The following is a 16,263-nucleotide window of genomic DNA, read 5'->3' as shown; positions in this document are numbered from 1 at the left end:
CCGGCCGGCGCTCGCGCGGGCCGTGCCCGACGGCCAGGCGCGGCCGGTGCGGATGCCCGGCGCGGGCCGGGATCGCGCTGCGCACCGCCTGCTGGAGCAGCCGCAGCTCCTCCTGCAGGGCCGCCAGACGCGCGAGCAGCTCGGCATCGCTGAGCGGCCCGGCCGGCTGCTCCTCGCACCGCCCAACCGCCCGGATCTTGCGCAGCAGGGCCGGACCGATCGCCGGGGTGGACAGCCAGCGCGCATCCGGGATCGCCGCCACCTCCCCGAGGCTCGGGCAGCGGCCGGCGAACTCGCCGCATATCACCGATTGCAGCCGGGGGGAGAAATGGCTCAGGGGAAAGAGTTCGTCCCGCGACATGGGCTTTGATCCTCGGGCTTTGAACCTGGGGCTTTGATCCTGGGGCTTCGATCTTCTCGCTTCGATCCTGGCGTTCGGGTCCGGGCTCGACCGGAGCCCTATCGCAGAAGCCGATCGTGTCTGCTCCGGGGCTGAATCAAGGCCAAGCCTGGGCAATCCGGCACGGCTATCCTTTTGCCCCCAAGGCACCCGTCCTGACGGGACCGTCGGAACCGTCGCGTCGGCAGGCCCGTGGCGATGCAGGTGTGCTATCATGCCGGCGTGCGATCCGTCGCGACATTCCTGCAGGGAGGAGTCGGTCATGGCACACCGGGAGCAGCACGGGAATCGGGAATCCAAGAAGCCGAAGAAGGAGAAGCCCAAGGGAGGCGCGACACCGCAATCGACCAAATGGGCCGTGAGCGAGATCGTCGAGGCCCGGTCGGACTCCAAGCACTGATCGCAGCCTCCCGGACCGCAGGCTCGCCCCCGCCGGCATTGCGCGTGTCGCGCCATGGATCTCGGCGAGACCGATGAACGGATCCTCACGGACCAACCGGCCCGGCGCACCGCGCCGGGGACCGGGCGGCGAGCCTTCGCGTGGAGCCGTGTGGAGCACGGGAACACGCCTCGGCGACGACACCCCGTCCGGACCGGAATCGAACCGGGCCCGGCTTGGGCATTTCCCCTGTCGCGCTCGGGGTTTTCCCGATGGTCCGCGGGTGTGAGACGGGCTAAGCTCCGGCCGGAGCAGCCCACCGAGGGAGCCCGCGAGAGACCCCGCGAGAGACCCCACTGCGCCCGCCGTCGCATGGGGCGCCGTATGGTGTCGCAGACCCGGCCGGTTGCCGCAACGGGGTCGGGGCGTGCGAGAACAGGGGAACGCAATGTCTGTCTTCCCGGCGACCGCCAGCAATGTCACACGATCCTTCCGGCGGCTCGCGACGGCGGCGCTCCTGTGCATCGCGCCGGGTCCGGGCGATGCGGCCGAGCGGCCCCCGGCGACCCCGCAGGGCCCTGCGGCGACTCTCCTCGAGAATGTGCGGATCTTCGACGGCAGGAGCCCCATGCTGTCGCCGCCCAGCCATGTTCTGGTGAAGGGCAATGTCATCGCGCGGGTCTCGACCGCCCCGATCGACGTCTCATCGGACACCGCCGTCCAGGTGATTCCCGGAAACGGGCGCGTGCTGATGCCGGGGCTGATCGACATGCATTGGCACGCGATGTTGGTGCGCCCAACGCCCGTGACGCTCCTCTCGAGCGGGATCGGCTATTCGAACCTGCTGGCGGGCGTCGAGGCGACGGCGACGCTGATGCGCGGTTTCACCACGGTCCGGGACATGGGCGGCCCAGCCTTCGACCTCAAGCGCGCCATCGATGAAGGCCTGCTGCCGGGCCCGCGCATCTATCCCTCCGGCGCCATCATCACGATCACGGGCGGCCATGGCGACTTTCGGCCGCTGTCCGATCTGCCGAGGACCATCGGCGGGATGCTCGCGCGCGTCGAGCAGCTTGGCGGCAGCATGATCGCCGACAGCCCGGACGAGGTGCGCCTGCGGGCGCGGGAGCAGCTCATGCAGGGTGCGTCCCAGATCAAGCTGACGGCCGGCGGCGGCGTGGCCTCCCCGTTCAGCCCGCTCGACGTTTCCACCTTCACCGAGCCGGAGCTTCGTGCTGCGGTCGAGGCCGCCGAGAACTGGGGAACCTACGTCTGCACCCACGCCTACACGCCCGCGTCGATCCAGCGGTCGATCGCGGCGGGCGTCCGCTGCATCGAGCACGGGCACCTGATGGACGACGCCACGGCCCGGCTGATGGCCGAGAAAGGGATCTGGCTGAGCACGCAGCCGTTCCTCGACCTCGGCGGCGCCGACGCTCTAGGGCCGGCCGAGCAGGCGAAGAAGAAGCAGGTTCTGGCGGGAACCGAGAGGGTCTATGCGTTGGCGAAGGCGTATCACATCAAGACCGCTTTCGGGACCGACGTCCTTTTCTCGCAGGAACTGGCCGAACGCCAGGGGGCCATGCTCGCGACGCTCGCCCGCTGGTACACGCCGGCCGAGGCGCTCACCATGGCGACGTCGACGAACGCCGAACTCCTCGACCTGTCCGGACTGCGCAATCCCTATCCGGGCAAGCTCGGGGTCGTGGAAGAGGGAGCGCTGGCCGACCTGCTGCTCGTCGACGGCAATCCGCTCGACAACCTCGACCTGGTCGCCGACCCGGCCAGGAACTTCCTCGTCATCATGAAGGACGGACGGCTCTACAAGGACACCCTGCCCCGGTGATGTCCGGTCCCCAGGCGTGCCCCGGGGCTCGGATCGTGTCATTGTCCTGGAGCGCCCCGAAGGCCGCGACGATGCGCCGACGGCATCGGGGTCACCGGACCCGAGGAGACCCGACCGGATGAGCGCCCCTGGGTTTCGCACTTTCGAGCAACGACCGGAATCGGCCATGATGAGCAAGTCACCGTCCGGGCAGGAGACAGGGACGATGCGGGAGACGACCGTCGATCCCGGCATTCCCTTTCTCATCGACCCGCGCGGCGGCGACATCGAGGATGACGTCGCGAGCCCCAAGAGCCGGTCGCTGATCGCGATCGGCGGTCGCCTTCTCGCCGAAATCAGCTTTCCCAAGCTTTTTGCGGCCTGGATCATGCTGATCGGCCTTCCGGCGGTTCTCCTCGGGCTTGCCCCGCTGGTGATCCTGGGATGGGCCAACACCATATCCCGGCAGCTCGCGACCGCGCTGGCAGGGTTCTGGTCGCTGCTGATCGTCGGAGGCCTCGTGGCGCTCGCCTGGGTCGGCGGCAGGCCCGTGCTGCGCGCCGCCGAGCAAAGCTTCTGGTCGCTCAATGCACTGGCCGTACAGCCGGTCTATGCTCTGTTCCGGGAAGGCCTGCGCCATATCGGCGGCAGGCTCGCTCCCGGCCTCAAACCGCGGCAGCGCACGCGTCTCTACGCTGCCGCGGCCCTGGGCGGAGGCCTGCTGCTGAGCGGACTGTCGCTCTGGTCCGTCCTGCTTGCCTGGCCCGCGTCGCGCTGGATCGGCCATGCGGGCGACGTTTTCACGCCGCTCCAGCTGATCGGTCCCGCTCTCGCCAACGCGGTGGTCATTGTCGGATGCTATGTCATGGGAGCGGCCCTCGTCTGGGCGGTGGCCGATGGCGCCCTGGGCCGGCCGGCCGACCTCATGACCTTCGCCGAGATCCCGTCCGGCGTCCGGACATGGCGGATCGCGCACCTGTCCGACCTCCATGCGGTCGGAGAGCGCTATGGGTTCCGGATCGAAAGCGGGAGGACCGGGCCGCAGGGCAACGCAAGAATGCACCGTGTCGTCGATCGCCTCGCCTCGCTCCACAGGCGCCATCCGGTCGATCTGGTCCTGATCACCGGCGACATGACCGATGCCGGCCGGTCGGCCGAGTGGGCGGAGTTCATCGACGCGGTCGCCGCCTATCCCGATCTGGCCGAACGCATCCTGATCCTGCCCGGGAACCATGACGTGAACGTGGTCGACCGCGCGAATCCGGCCCGGCTCGAGCTGCCGACCAGTCCCGGCAAGCGCCTGCGCCAACTCAGGACCCTCTCGGCGCTCGAAGCCCTGCACGGAGGCAGGGTCTTCTGCTTCGATTCCGAGGCGGGGCGCCTGGGTCGCACTCTTTCCGAGAGACTTGCCCCGTACAGGAACGACATCGAGGCCTTTGCCGAAACGGGAGGGCTCCGCCGGTCCCTGCGACTGGCTCAGATATGGGACGATGCATTTCCCCTGATCGTCCCGCCGACAACGGAGGAAGGCATCGGCGTGGCGCTTCTCAACTCGAACGCCCAGACCCACTTCTCCTTCACGAATGCCCTCGGGATCATGTCGGCGCTGCAAGCGCAGGATCTGGCGGCCGCCATGGAGCTTTATCCCCGCGCCGGCTGGATCGTCGCCCTTCATCATCACGTGGTCGAATATCCCACGCCGGCGCGGGCCTTCTCGGAGCGCATCGGCACGGCCCTCATCAACGGATCGTGGTTCGTCCGACAGCTTCGGCCCTTCGCCCGGCGCCTCGTGGTCGTCCATGGTCATCGTCACACGGAGTGGATCGGACAATGCGCGAGCGTCCGGATCGTCTCCGCGTCGTCGCAGGTCATGCAGGGGGCGCCGATCGAGAGCGCCTCCTTCCTGGTCCATACCCTCGCCATGGTCGATGGCGGGCTTCAGCTCGCCAGGCCCGAACGGGTCGAAGTCACGTTTTCCGATGGGGAGGACGATCGGGGAGCGGTTCATCCGCCTCGTCCGGTGGCCCGAGCTGAACCGCCAGCCACCGCGTCGCCGGATCCTGAGCACAGAAGGTGAGAACGGCAATCGTGATCGGAAGCCCGATGAACGTCCCCGGCAGGCCCCACAGGAACGTCCAGAGGAAGATCGAGAACAGCACGACGAACGGCGACATGGCGAGCACGCTTCCGGACAGGCGAGGCTCGATATAGCTTCCAACCACGAACTGAATCACGTTCAGGCACGCGAAGACCGTGATGACGGCCTGCCAGGTATCGAACTGCACCATCGCGAGCAACGTGGGGAACAGGGTCGCGATGAAAGGCCCGATGAAAGGGATGTAGTTCAACGTGAAGGCAATCACCCCCCACTCCTGGGCGAGCGGCAATCCGAAGAGCTCCGCGAAGAGCCAGACGAGCGCGCCGGTCAGGGCGCTCATCACGGTTCGCACCACCATGTAGCGGCGGATCTTCACGGCCGCTTCCGCGCCGCCCGCGAGCAGGACCCGCGACACCCGTCGATCCGGCAAAGTTCCGATCTTCCGCGCCGTTCCTTCGACTTCGAGCAGCCCGATGATCACGTATACGAGGACGATGAGCCAGAAGCTCAGGGTCGTGTTGACCTGGCCCGTGAACTTCTGCATGAGGCCCACGATCCAACTGATGTTGAAGTGATCCGCCCAGAGGCTCGCCACGACGATCCCCTGCTCCTCGAGCCATGCCGTCATCTGATTGTAGATCGCCTGGAAGCGGCCCAGATTGAGGAGGATCCAGCGTCCGACCCGGCTGAAGGCCCAGACCACCAGCGAGGCAAAGCCGCTGAACGCAGTCACCAGCAACAGGACGCTGATCGCCAGGGCGACGAGACGCGGAACGAAGGCCTGGAGCCGGGCCTGCAACGGCCACACGATCGCGATCAGGAACAGCGCGAAGGCCACCGGTGCGATGACGGCCTCGGCCACGTAGATCGCCCCGAGGACGATCAGGGTCGTCATCGTCATCAGGGCCCAGTTCGTCGACTCGATGCGAGAGGGGCCACGACGGGTCTCGTCCACGGGAACATGAGGTTGATCCACGTCGTCCCTCCCGGTCCATGGCAGCCATGGCGATGAGCCCCGCCATGATCGCGGGCCGGCGCCATCGGACCGGTCTGCAATCCGAAGCCGCTCGCCGTCGCTTGCGGAGCGCCCGCTCACGCAAGATCGCGCAACAGGATACCGGCAGTCCGCGACAGGAGCAAATCGCGAGACGTCGGGAACGCGTGCGTCGCAGGGATTACGAGGTGTTCCCGCATTCTCGACGGCCGAATGTCGATGCACGGCTGAGGCCGGGACCGGAAAGCCTGCCATCTCGTCGAGCAACCCTGCTGCCGGATCCATGGCAGATGGCGCAGCCGGCCGCTTCCATCGAGAATCCAAGGATTTATTGCTTGTCACCATGTTGGAAAGAGACCATAATCCCTCCCCGGGTGACCTGAAGAACGGGCATTTTGCTCGATAGAGCCCAAGTCTTCAGAGTCCATGTCTCCAGAGTCCATGTCTCCGTGTCGGATCTCGAGGACGATTGTCACGAGCCTGCGGATTGAGTGTCGCCAGTTCCGCTCATTGCTGGACACCTAGAGCATCGAGCGCAAAAGTGGGAACCGGTTTTGCGTGGAAAGATGCTCCACAACAAAAGCTTGAAGCATCGGGCGTGGGTTCGATGACACGTCCAATGCTTTAGCCCGGTCAGTGCACAGCTGCGTGTCGTGCCTCCTGTCGTGGGGCCCTCTAGCTCAAGGGCGAGAAATGACAACCAGCACGGAAATCGCGCCGAAGACCACGATGCAGCGGTTTCTCGACGGCGTCGAGCGCGTGGGGAACATGGTTCCCCATCCGGTCGTGATCTTCCTGATCCTCATCGGCATCGTCATTGTGCTCTCGGCCGTGCTCAGCCTGTTCGGGGCGGCCGTCTCCTTCGAGCGCATCAACCCCGACACGCACCAGGTCGAAACCGCCACCACGGAGATCCGCAGCCTTCTGACCGCGGACGGCATCCGCTTCATCTACGCGTCCTTGATCCCGAATTTCATGGGCTTCACGGCGGTCGGACTCATGATCGTCGCGATGATCGGCGCGGGCGTGGCCGAGGAATCCGGCCTGGTGACCGCGTTGATCCGCAAGCTCGTCATCGTGTCGCCGGCCTGGGCGCTGACCTACATCCTGTCCTTCGTCGGCATCATCGCCAGCATCGCGGCCGATGCGGGCTATCTGGTCCTGATCCCGCTTGCGGGCGTCGCCTATCTGGCCGTGGGGCGCCATCCCCTGGCCGGGCTCGCCCTGGGCTTCGCCGCCGTGGCGGGCGCTTTTACCGTCAACATGCTGATCAAGCCGCTCGACGCGGTGCTCGTCGAGTTCACCAACGACGCGGCTCATCTGGTCGATCCCAACCGTTCCATCGGGCTCGCCTCGAATGTCTGGTTTTCGTTCGCCTCGGTGCTGTTCCTCACCGTCGTGGTGGCCTTCATCACCGACCGCGTGATCGCGCCCCGGCTGGGAACCTACGATCCCAGGCTGGCCGCCGAGGGAACGACGACCGAGCAGGCCGCCGAATTGTCGGAGCAGGAGTCCCGGGGCCTGCGCTTCGCGGGCATTGGGCTCATCGCGCTGATCGCCGTCTTCTGCCTCCTGACCCTTCCCCCGGGCGCGCCGCTGCGCAACCCCGACACGCGGGAGCTCATCGGCAACTCGCCCTTCATGAACGGTCTGATCGCGCTGATCATGCTCATGTTCCTCGTGACCGGGTGGACCTATGGCATCGGCGCCGGGACTCTCAGGACGCTGCCCGAGGTGATCGCCGCTATCGAGAAGGCGGTGAAGAGCCTCGGCGGCACGATCTTCCTGTTCTTCGTCCTGAGCCAGTTCGTCGCCTACTTCACCTATACCAACATGGGCACCGTGATGGCGCTCAGCCTGTCGGGCGCGTTGCAGGCGGCCAACATCGGCGCGCTGCCGCTGCTGCTCGGCTTCATCGTCGTGGTGGCGATCATCGACCTGCTGCTGACCGGCGCCATCGCCAAATGGGCGATCTTCGCCCCGGTCTTCGTGCCCTTGCTCATGAAGCTCGGGGTCGAGCCGGAGGCGGTGCTCGCCGCCTATCGGGTCGGCGACTCGCCGATGAACGCGATCACGCCCCTGAACGCGTATTTCGCCCTGGTCGTGGGGTTCGCCCAGAGATACGACCGGACGGCGGGTGTCGGCACCATCGTGTCGCTGATGCTCCCCTATGTGGTGTGGATGTTCGTTCTTTGGACGGCCCTTTTCGCCCTCTGGAAGATGCTCGGGCTCCCCTGGGGGCTGTGAACCTGCCGGCCAACCGCAAGCAACGGAATGAGACGATGGACAGCTTTGCCCTCCCCCTCGATACCGCCGCCGCCGAAGCTCATCTGATGCGGTTCCTCTCGGTGGAGGGCGTGACCGGGCAGGAGGCGGCGATTGCCGAAGCCGTCTCGGACGCCCTCAGGACGGCGGGTGTGCCCGCCTCCGCGATCCGCTTCGATGACGCGCACAAGCGCATTCCGATCCCGACGGAAACGGGGAACCTGATCGTCGACCTGCCCGGCACCCGACCGGGACCGCGGCTTCTGTTCGCGACCCATCTCGATACGGTGCCGCTCTGTGCGGGCGCCAAGCCGCGACGCGAAGGCGACCGCATCGTCGGAGACGGCACGACGGCCCTCGGCGGCGACAATCGCACGGGATGCGCCATTCTCGTCATCCTGGCCGAGACCCTTCTGAAGCACGGCCTGGCGCACCCGCCCATCACGCTGCTCTTCACGGTGCGGGAGGAAAGCGGCCTGCACGGCGCGCGCGAACTCGACCCGGCCGATCTCGGCGGCGCGGTGATGTGCATCAACGTCGATGGCCAGGATCCGAACGATCTGATCGTCGGCGCGGTCGGCCAGGAGAACTGGGAGGTCGAGATCCGGGGCAAGGCCTCGCACGCGGGCGTCGCGCCCGAGAAGGGCATCTCGGCGACTCTCGTCGGCGCCATCGGGCTTGCGGAAGCGCAACGGGAGGGATGGTTCGGCAAGGTCGTGAAGAGCGACGGCACGGGAACGAGCAATGTCGGCATCTTCGGTGGCAGGGACGGCAAGGCCGCTGGGGACGCGACCAATGTCGTCACCGACTACGCTTTCATCAGGGGAGAGGCCCGAAGCCCGACATCCGCCTTCGCAGCTTCCATCGCGGAGGGATTCGGACGGGCATTCCAGAAGGCTCGAGACCAGGTGAAGGATCATGAGGGCGAGATGGCCGAAATCGCCTTCAGGCACATCCCGTCCTATCCGCCTTTCAACCTCGAGGAGACCTCACCGGTGGTGCGGCGCGCGACCAGGGCCATGACCATGCTCGGCCTCAAGCCCAACTACCTGTTCTCGAACGGGGGTCTGGATGCCAACTGGCTCGACAAGCACGGCGTTCCGACCGTCACCATCGGGGCCGGCCAGGCGGAGATCCACACCATCGAGGAATTCGTGAACCTGCCGGAATTCGCGACCGGCTGCCGTCTCGCGCTGCTGTTGGCCACGATCGAGGACGAGTGAGCGATTGAGCCCGATCACCTATATCGCCGTCATCATCGCCGCAGCCGTCGTCCTGTTCATCTGGAACAAGCTGCCGGTCGTCGTCGTCGCGATGGCGACCGCGCTGGGGCTCTGGGCCACGCATGTCCTGACCCTGGAGCAGGCGCTCGGCGGTTTCGGCGATCCTGCGGTCATCTTCATCGCCTGCCTGTTCGTCGTCAGTGCGGCTCTGGAAGCCACCGGCGTGACGGCCTGGGCCGGTCAGCTCCTGATCCAGGGAGCGGGACAGGAGAGCCGGACGCGTCTTCTGCTCCTCACCATGAGCCTCGTGGCTCTGCTCACGGCCATGATCAGCGTCAACGGTGCGGTTGCCGCCCTGCTTCCGGTCGTTGTGGTCATGGCCGTGCGCCTCAAGAGGAAATCCTCGCAGCTCCTGATGCCCCTCGTCTTCTCGGCCCATGCGGGATCGATGCTTGCTCTCACCGGCACGCCGGTGAACGTCCTCGTCTCGGAGGCCGCATCGGAGGCCGGAGTGGGCGAGTTCGCCTTCTTCGAATTCACCCTCGTGGGCTTTCCCCTTCTGATCGGCACCATGGCGATCATCGTTCTCTTCGGCGAGCGCCTTCTGCCGCAACGCAACGGCGCCAAGATGCCGGCCGATCTCAGTCGTCATGCAAAGACGCTGGTGGAGCAGTATGGGCTCGCCGACGGGATCGTCCGGCTCCGTGTGCGCGCCACCTCGCCGTTGATCGGCCTTTCTCCGTCGGAGCTGGACTTGTCCCGCTTCGCAGACGTGCAACTCATCTCGGTTCAGGACGGAGACGGACCCTCTCCGCTTCGCCGATCCGTTTCGGAGGGAGACCACATCCTCATCCGGGCAGGCGCGGAGGCGGCCGCCTCTCTCGCGGCGCGGATGCACCTCGCGTTTCGCGAGGACGTCGCATCGGGTCAGGGCGAGGACACGCTGTTCAACCGCAGGTCCGGTCTGGCCGAGGTGGTGATCCCGCCGCGGTCCGGGCTTGTCGGCCAGGCGGTTTTCCCGGGCATGGTCACCGACAGCGGCGACCTCGTTGTCCTCGCGGTGCAACGGGCGGGGTCGGAGGTCGGCACGGGCGGCCAAAAGTCCGGACAGGGTGTGGCCCTGCATCCCGGGGACAGCATGCTGCTCCAGGGGACCTGGAAGGCGCTCGATCTTCACCTCAGCGATCCGGACGTGCTGGTGGTGAACTCACCCGAGCTGGTGCGGCGCCAGGCGGTGCCGCTTGGGCCGGGAGCCTACCAGGCGATTGCCGTGCTCATCTGCATGGTCATCCTGCTCGCGACCGGCCTCGTGCCGCCCGCCGTCGCCGGCCTCCTCGCCGCCGGCGCCATCACCCTGTCCCGGATCATGACCCTCGAGCAGGCCTATCGGGCGGTCGACTGGACGACCGTGATCCTGGTCGGGGCGCTGATGCCGCTGTCGACCGCGATGGTGGAGACCGGGGCGGCCCGGTTGCTGGCGGAAGGTCTGGTCGGCCTCGTGGGCGGCGCCGGTCCCTACGCGCTCCTGGCCGGCCTCTTCGTGCTCACCGCAGCCCTCGGTCAGTTGATCAGCAACACCGCGACCGCCCTGATCGTGATCCCGATCGGGGCCGCGGCTGCGACCAGCATGGGGATCTCGCCGCGTCCCGTGCTGATGAGCACCGCGGTCGCCGCCGCGGGGGCTTTCCTGACTCCCATCGCGACGCCCACGAACCTGATGGTGATGGGCCCCGGCGGCTACGTTTTCGGCGATTACTGGAAGCTGGGATTGCCCCTTCTCTTATGGTTCTTCGTCATCGCGGTCTTCGTCGTGCCGCTGATCTGGCGGTTCTGACGGATGCTTCAGCTCGCCCGCACCTGCCAGGCGAGATAGGCGATGGCCGAACCGACGCTGATCAGGTTCATTCCGAGCAGGAATCCGAGGAGCCAGACGGACGTCACCGGCAGATAAGCCCAGAGGATCAGCGAAAGCACGATGCCCACGACGCCGCTGGCCAGAACCCAGCCCCAATTGGGAAAGGGACGGATCGTCAACGCGAAGACGACTTTTGAAATGCCCTCCATCATGAAGAAAACGATGAGGAGAAGCGAGATCGTCGTCAGTCCCTGGGCCGGATCGCGCAGGAACAGGAAGCCGATCAGCATGGCAAGGCCGATGGAGATCAGTTGCAGCCAGAAATGCGGCACATGGCGCGCGCTGACGAGGCTGAGGGTCTGCAACAATCCGCTGATCACCAGAAGCCAGCCGAGGAGAACGATGACCGCGGTCGACGAGACGATCGGATAGATGATCGCCAAGGTGCCGGCCGCGACGAGGAGCAAGCCCTCCGTCAGATACCACAGCGCATAGCGCTTGACCGAACTCCGCATGGCCTCGCGAAACACCTCTGCCGCGGCGTCCAGCGATATGGCCATCCTACCCTCCCGCCTCATGCAGCTCCCGACCGCGAGCGGTCGGCCGGATGCGCTTCGTGCGCGGCGGTCCACACGCGCCGGGAAACGACAGGCTCCGCCCCGAGGCCGTCATCGGAATTCTCACTGCGCCTGCGCCGGAACCGAACCCGCCGCCGCAACTCCCTCGCTTGGACTTGGCGCATGCGCCTTCGACAGGGCGGCCTGGAGCTTCGCTTCCTGCTCCGGCGACAGCGAGGACCGGATGATGTGCCCGCTGAAACCGGAGAGCTCGGCCAGCACCTTCTCGGGCTGCGATTTTCGAACGAGCAGGAACAGGGCCGATGTATCGGGCTTGAGGGTCGAACCGATGGATTTGATGAAGTCGTCGTTGATGCCGTAGTCGATCATGCTTCCGGACAGCGCGCCGGACCCGGCTCCCACCGCGCCCCCGATCGCAAGCCCGGCGAGGGGATTGAGGAACAGCAATCCGATGAGGCTGCCCCACATTGCGCCGGAGAGTCCGCCGGACGTCGCCCCGAGCCTGACGAGGTTGACGCTCTGCTTGACACGGACGGCACCGTCCGCTCCGCGGATGGCCACGACGGCATCCTCCAGATCGATGAGATATTCCTTCTGCAGTCGGGTCAGCTCGGTCAGGACACGATCAGCATCATTCGGGTTGTCGAACCCGACGACCACCAGTTCAGCCATGGGATCCGCTCCTCCAGCGCCAATCATGTGGGTCGTAACAAGGTCCAAATTACCATCAACCGGCTGGCGAGGTCTATCAGGTATAACCCTAGGATTTCGGCCACGGACCCTCGGGCGCCGGGCTGGCGGCATCCTGACCGGGACCATCCGTTCCGAAGCGGCCATCCGCATCGCGGCCGACCGGGACAAGCCCGGTGATGACTCCCTCCACACGTCATGGCCGGCCTTGTGCCGGCCATCTCGATACGGTGAGGCGCGGCGCTCCACCGGATCGGGATCACCGGGACAAGCCCGGTGATGACGTGGTGTGTATGTGGCCCGGTGATGACGTGGAGGGGAGAGACGGCCATCCCGATTGTGCGATGCGCTAGACGCAGACCTCGGCGAGCGCATGTGATCGATCGGACCTGCCTTTCCGGCACTATCATAGGTGAATGGCAAAGCTTTGCTCTTGCGTTAAGGCAGACAGTCCGCGGTGAGCCCATTCAGAGACAGAAGCAGCGGTGTGGAGGAGAGAGTGGTTGCCAGCAACCCGAAAAGCGACGCCGCCCTGGTCGAGCCGAATGCCATCGAGGAGATCCTCGACGGTGAGAACGCCCCGGAAGCCGAGCCGACCTTGCCGCCGCACGTCGCATCCTTCTTGGGGGAGCAGCTTCAGGCCTTGTACTCTCACCTGATGAGTGAGCCCGTTCCGGACCGGTTCGTCCAGCTCCTCGCGCAACTGGATCAGGAGGGAACGCAGCCTGATGGCGAATGAGAGTTCCGTCCATCAGGCCATGTTGGCCGCGATCCCGCATCTGCGCGCCTTCGCCATTTCCCTGTCCGGCAACATCGAGCGCGCGGACGATCTCGTTCAGGTCGCTCTGCTGCGTGGGCTCGAGAACCTCGACAAGTTCCTGCCGGGCACGAGCATGCAGGCCTGGCTCTTCACCATCCTGAGAAACCAGTTCCACACCGATTATCGCAGGCGACGACGGGAGGTGGAGGATCCGGACGGGGTCATGGCCCAGCAACTGGCCGTGATGCCGGAACAAGGCTCTCGCCTCGACTTCAGGGACCTTCAGGTCGCCTTGACGAAGCTCTCCGTCGAGCAACGGGAAGCTCTTCTGCTCGTCTCCGCGGAGGGCGTCTCCTATGAGGAAGCGGCTCAGATCTGCGGGGTCAGCATCGGCACCATCAAGAGCCGCGTGAGCCGCGCCCGAAACCGCCTGGCGGAACTTCTGGAGCTCGACGGCAGCGAAGACCTCGGCCCGGACCGCCTGGTCAGAGCAGCACTGTTCCGGCACGCACCCTGACATCTCCCCGGTTCGGGCGCTGCCGACGAAGGTGCACGGCCGGTCGAACGCGGCCGGAGCGACGACGGCGGCCTGTTACAACGGTGCACCGGATCGCGGCATGGCCGGGGATTGAGCAAAGCGCGCCGGTTCGGCGTTAGGAAAAGGAGCCAGGACGTCCGGATGGACGGGAACTCTTCGGGCGCGGCGGACAGGAGAACGTCATGGACAGCAGGGAAGCCGAAACCGGACAGCAGGATCTGCGGCTGGAGGCGCCCGCCGGAGCACCTTTTCCGTTCCAGGCTCATCGTTCGGTCGGCGAGCCGGCACTCTGCCCGTCCGCGGGATGCTTGTCGCGGCGGAACTCCACGCCGATAATCCGGCAGAGCGCCGTCGCGGCGCTGCTGACCCCAACCACCCCGACCTGAGGGCGTCCCTGTGAGCATGTCACCGAGCACGATCGCCGACCAGCTGGCTGCCGAACACCGAAATCGAGTGAAATTCCATAGGATCGATGGGATCGGCGGCCTTCAGGCTGCTTACCGCGTGCAGGACGCCTATGTGGCGTCCATCATCGCGGACGATACCCGGGCCGGCTACAAGATCGGCCTGACCTCCAGGCGCATGCAGGAGATGTGCGGCATCGATCGGCCGGTCAGCGGCACGATTTTCAGCAGCAGGGTCATGAGGAGCGGCGCCCGCCTCGCATTGGACGAGTATGGCCACCTCGGCCTCGAATTCGAGATCTGTTGCCGCCTCGGCCGCGATCTGGTTCCGGGTGACGGTCCGGTCACACCCGAGCAGGCCGGCGACGCGATCGATGCCGTCGCTGCGGCGATCGAACTCGTCGATGATCGCCATGCCGATTACAGCGTTCTCGATATCAACACGCTCGTCGCCGACAATTCCTGGAATGCGGGCGTCGTGCTGGGAGACTTCGTGCCGCCTCCCGGCCGCCTGGATGCGATGGAAGGGGTCGCCTATCAGGACGGCGAGGAGATCGGGCGCGGATACGGGGCGGATGCGCTCGGGCATCCGTTCATCCCCCTGGCCTGGCTGGCGAACCACCTCGCCGACTCGGGCCGCACCCTGCGCAAGGGCGACATCGTCATGACGGGCAGCATCGTCACGACGCGCTTCCCCAGCGGACCCTTCACGTTCCGCTTCGACATCGCCGGCCTCGGAAGCGTCGAGGTTCATGGCGAATAGAGCGCAGCGGCCGAACCCCTCCGGCCTCGTGGTGACTGTGTGGTTTGGTCCTGACATCCTCCACACGTCATGGCCGGCCTTGTGCCGGCCATCCCGATACGGAGTAGCGCCGTGCCTCAAACAAGCGGAATCACCGGGACAAGCCCGGTGATGACGTGGAGGGTGGCATGGGGCGGCACTGACACCCTCCACGGCCATCCCGATTGTCCGATGCGCTATTGCTTCTGGACCGCCAGGCGAATGACGTTCCAGGAGGCCGGCGCGAGCTTGACTTTCACCGTCTCGTCCCAGATCTCGACCCCCTCGAGCGGGGTCGGCGTGATCGTATCCGGGGCATCCTTCGTGTTGACCGCCATCAGATCGTCGTTGCGCAGCTGATGCGCCTCCTTGACCGTCAGGCCGGCAAAGCCGCGGACGAGGGCCTCCACCGACAGGCTCGCGTCGAGGCTTCGGTTGAGCGCGAAGATGGTGACGCAATCGTCCTCGTGATTGTGAACGACCGACACCTTGAGATAGGGCACCGCCGAAATCGGGAAGCGCAGGTCCGAGGTGCCGCGGGGATCGTAATAGGTCGTCTCGTAGGTGGGCGAGTTCACGCGCGTCTGCAGCACGGTGCCCCGGCCGTGAGTGCTCATGTCCTTGAACGGGTAGAAGATCGTCTGCCGCCAGGCCGGTCCGCCGGTCTCGGTCATGATGGGCGCGATGGCGTTCACCAGCTGGGCAAGACAGGCCGACTTGACCCGGTCCGCGTGGTTGAGAAGCGATATGCAGGCTCCCCCGAAGGCAAGTGCGTCCTGCATGTTGTAGATTTCCTCGAGGATCTGGGGCGCGACCGGCCATCCGAGCTTCACCCGCCCCTCGTTCTTGCGCCGGGTGCGATACCAGACGTTCCATTCGTCGAAACTCAGCATGATGCGCTTGGACGAGCGGCGACGGGCGGCGACCGCGTCGGCGATGGCCACGACCTCTTCGATGAAGCTGTCCATCAGATCCGGGCTCGCGAGGAAGGCCGGAGTGTCGTCCGCGTAGTTGTTCAGGTACGTGTGCAGGGAGATGTATTCCACGTGCTCGAAAGAGTGGTCGAGGACCGTGTCCTCCCAGGAGCCGAAGGTCGGCATGTTGCGAGAGGAGGAGCCGCACGCCGCCAGCTCGATGGTCGGATCGATCCATTTCATGAGCTTGGCCGCCTCGGAGGCGATCCTCCCGTACTCCCAGGCGGTCTTCGTCTCCATCTGCCAGGGACCGTCCATCTCGTTGCCCAGGCACCAGAACTTCACATTGTGCGGCTTCTCCCAACCGTGAGCCCGGCGCAGATCCGACAGTTCCGTCCCGCCCGGGAAATTGCAGTATTCCAGAAGGCGGCGAGCATCGTCGGGGCCGCGGGTGCCGAGATTGACGGCCATCATGGGCTCGACGCCGGCCGCCCGGCACCAGTCCATGAACTCGTTGGTCCCGAACGTGTTCGGCTCGGTGGACATCCAGGCGAGATCG

15 protein-coding genes are annotated in these 16,263 nt (G+C 66.0%); 10 read left to right on the top strand and 5 right to left on the bottom strand.

Annotation, left to right across the window (positions count from 1 at the left end; all coding sequences use genetic code 11):
• A partial coding sequence (locus tag NF876_RS41355) for a hypothetical protein (RefSeq protein ID WP_262273531.1) occupies positions 1–361 on the bottom strand: 361 nt, incomplete at its 3' end.
• 301 nt (positions 362–662) lie between these two features.
• On the opposite strand from NF876_RS41355, the gene NF876_RS41350 reads away from it, so the two are divergent.
• From NF876_RS41350 to NF876_RS41340, 3 genes are all read left to right on the top strand, one after another.
• Positions 663–800, top strand: a complete 138-nt coding sequence (locus NF876_RS41350) for a hypothetical protein (protein ID WP_262273181.1) — start codon at positions 663–665, stop codon at positions 798–800.
• A 427-nt stretch (positions 801–1,227) separates the two neighbouring features.
• A complete protein-coding gene (locus tag NF876_RS41345) occupies positions 1,228–2,625 on the top strand; it encodes a metal-dependent hydrolase family protein (protein ID WP_262273530.1) in 1,398 nt (465 codons plus the stop codon).
• A 205-nt stretch (positions 2,626–2,830) separates the two neighbouring features.
• Positions 2,831–4,681 (top strand): metallophosphoesterase family protein, encoded by a 1,851-nt coding sequence (locus NF876_RS41340; protein WP_262273529.1) that lies wholly within the window; start codon positions 2,831–2,833, stop codon positions 4,679–4,681.
• Here the strand turns inward: NF876_RS41340 and NF876_RS41335 are convergent.
• Positions 4,572–5,603, bottom strand: coding sequence for an AI-2E family transporter (locus NF876_RS41335; protein WP_262273532.1), 1,032 nt, complete (start codon positions 5,601–5,603; stop codon positions 4,572–4,574). The genes NF876_RS41340 and NF876_RS41335 overlap by 110 nt on opposite strands.
• A gap of 786 nt (positions 5,604–6,389) precedes the next feature.
• On the opposite strand from NF876_RS41335, the gene NF876_RS41330 reads away from it, so the two are divergent.
• Genes NF876_RS41330 through NF876_RS41320 form a run of 3 tightly spaced genes read left to right on the top strand, consistent with a single transcriptional unit; the run spans position 6,390 to position 11,018 of the window.
• The gene (locus NF876_RS41330) at positions 6,390–7,943 is read left to right on the top strand and encodes an AbgT family transporter (RefSeq protein ID WP_262273528.1); all 1,554 of its coding nucleotides are present in this window, start codon (positions 6,390–6,392) and stop codon (positions 7,941–7,943) included.
• Between the two features lie 35 nt (positions 7,944–7,978).
• A complete protein-coding gene (locus NF876_RS41325; protein WP_262273527.1) occupies positions 7,979–9,184 on the top strand; it encodes a M20/M25/M40 family metallo-hydrolase in 1,206 nt (401 codons plus the stop codon).
• Between the two features lie 4 nt (positions 9,185–9,188).
• Complete coding sequence (locus NF876_RS41320) at positions 9,189–11,018, top strand: SLC13 family permease (protein ID WP_262273526.1); 1,830 nt, start codon at positions 9,189–9,191, stop codon at positions 11,016–11,018.
• 8 nt (positions 11,019–11,026) lie between these two features.
• Here the strand turns inward: NF876_RS41320 and NF876_RS41315 are convergent, their stop codons facing one another.
• Together NF876_RS41315 and NF876_RS41310 are read right to left on the bottom strand one after the other, a co-directional pair.
• Positions 11,027–11,599: an HdeD family acid-resistance protein gene (locus tag NF876_RS41315; RefSeq protein ID WP_262273525.1), complete on the bottom strand. Its 573-nt coding sequence runs from the start codon at positions 11,597–11,599 to the stop codon at positions 11,027–11,029.
• A 120-nt stretch (positions 11,600–11,719) separates the two neighbouring features.
• Positions 11,720–12,289 carry a DUF1269 domain-containing protein gene (locus tag NF876_RS41310; RefSeq protein ID WP_262273524.1) on the bottom strand — a complete coding sequence of 190 codons (570 nt, stop codon included), beginning with the start codon at positions 12,287–12,289 and terminating at the stop codon, positions 11,720–11,722.
• Between the two features lie 517 nt (positions 12,290–12,806).
• On the opposite strand from NF876_RS41310, the gene NF876_RS41305 reads away from it, so the two are divergent.
• The 4 genes from NF876_RS41305 (at position 12,807) to NF876_RS41290 (ending at position 14,772) form a co-directional block, all read left to right on the top strand.
• Positions 12,807–13,046: a NepR family anti-sigma factor gene (locus NF876_RS41305; RefSeq protein WP_262273523.1), complete on the top strand. Its 240-nt coding sequence runs from the start codon at positions 12,807–12,809 to the stop codon at positions 13,044–13,046.
• Complete coding sequence (locus NF876_RS41300) at positions 13,036–13,584, top strand: sigma-70 family RNA polymerase sigma factor (RefSeq protein WP_262273522.1); 549 nt, start codon at positions 13,036–13,038, stop codon at positions 13,582–13,584. Before NF876_RS41305 ends, NF876_RS41300 begins: the two co-directional genes overlap by 11 nt.
• A gap of 203 nt (positions 13,585–13,787) precedes the next feature.
• Positions 13,788–13,991: a hypothetical protein gene (locus NF876_RS41295; RefSeq protein WP_262273521.1), complete on the top strand. Its 204-nt coding sequence runs from the start codon at positions 13,788–13,790 to the stop codon at positions 13,989–13,991.
• A gap of 67 nt (positions 13,992–14,058) precedes the next feature.
• Positions 14,059–14,772 (top strand): 2-keto-4-pentenoate hydratase, encoded by a 714-nt coding sequence (locus NF876_RS41290; RefSeq protein WP_262273520.1) that lies wholly within the window; start codon positions 14,059–14,061, stop codon positions 14,770–14,772.
• Between the two features lie 215 nt (positions 14,773–14,987).
• On the opposite strand, the gene arfA is transcribed toward NF876_RS41290, so the two are convergent.
• The coding region (arfA, locus tag NF876_RS41285; RefSeq protein ID WP_262273519.1) for an arabinosylfuranosidase ArfA at positions 14,988–16,263 on the bottom strand (1,276 nt) is incomplete at its 5' end.

It is taken from the genome of Microvirga yunnanensis (genome assembly GCF_025460875.1).
Note: the sequence above shows the minus strand (reverse complement) of the source record. Positions and strands in the feature narration are given on the sequence as shown.

What these genes read in the sequence shown, in the direction of transcription:
- NF876_RS41350 (WP_262273181.1), top strand. Translation starts at nt 663, where the DNA reads ATGGCACACCGGGAGCAGCACGGGAATCGGGAATCCAAGAAGCCGAAG.
- NF876_RS41345 (WP_262273530.1), top strand. Translation starts at nt 1,228, where the DNA reads ATGTCTGTCTTCCCGGCGACCGCCAGCAATGTCACACGATCCTTCCGG.
- NF876_RS41340 (WP_262273529.1), top strand. Translation starts at nt 2,831, where the DNA reads ATGCGGGAGACGACCGTCGATCCCGGCATTCCCTTTCTCATCGACCCG.
- NF876_RS41335 (WP_262273532.1), bottom strand. Translation starts at nt 5,603, where the DNA reads ATGACGATGACGACCCTGATCGTCCTCGGGGCGATCTACGTGGCCGAG.
- NF876_RS41330 (WP_262273528.1), top strand. Translation starts at nt 6,390, where the DNA reads ATGACAACCAGCACGGAAATCGCGCCGAAGACCACGATGCAGCGGTTT.
- NF876_RS41325 (WP_262273527.1), top strand. Translation starts at nt 7,979, where the DNA reads ATGGACAGCTTTGCCCTCCCCCTCGATACCGCCGCCGCCGAAGCTCAT.
- NF876_RS41315 (WP_262273525.1), bottom strand. Translation starts at nt 11,599, where the DNA reads ATGGCCATATCGCTGGACGCCGCGGCAGAGGTGTTTCGCGAGGCCATG.
- NF876_RS41310 (WP_262273524.1), bottom strand. Translation starts at nt 12,289, where the DNA reads ATGGCTGAACTGGTGGTCGTCGGGTTCGACAACCCGAATGATGCTGAT.
- NF876_RS41300 (WP_262273522.1), top strand. Translation starts at nt 13,036, where the DNA reads ATGGCGAATGAGAGTTCCGTCCATCAGGCCATGTTGGCCGCGATCCCG.
- NF876_RS41295 (WP_262273521.1), top strand. Translation starts at nt 13,788, where the DNA reads ATGGACAGCAGGGAAGCCGAAACCGGACAGCAGGATCTGCGGCTGGAG.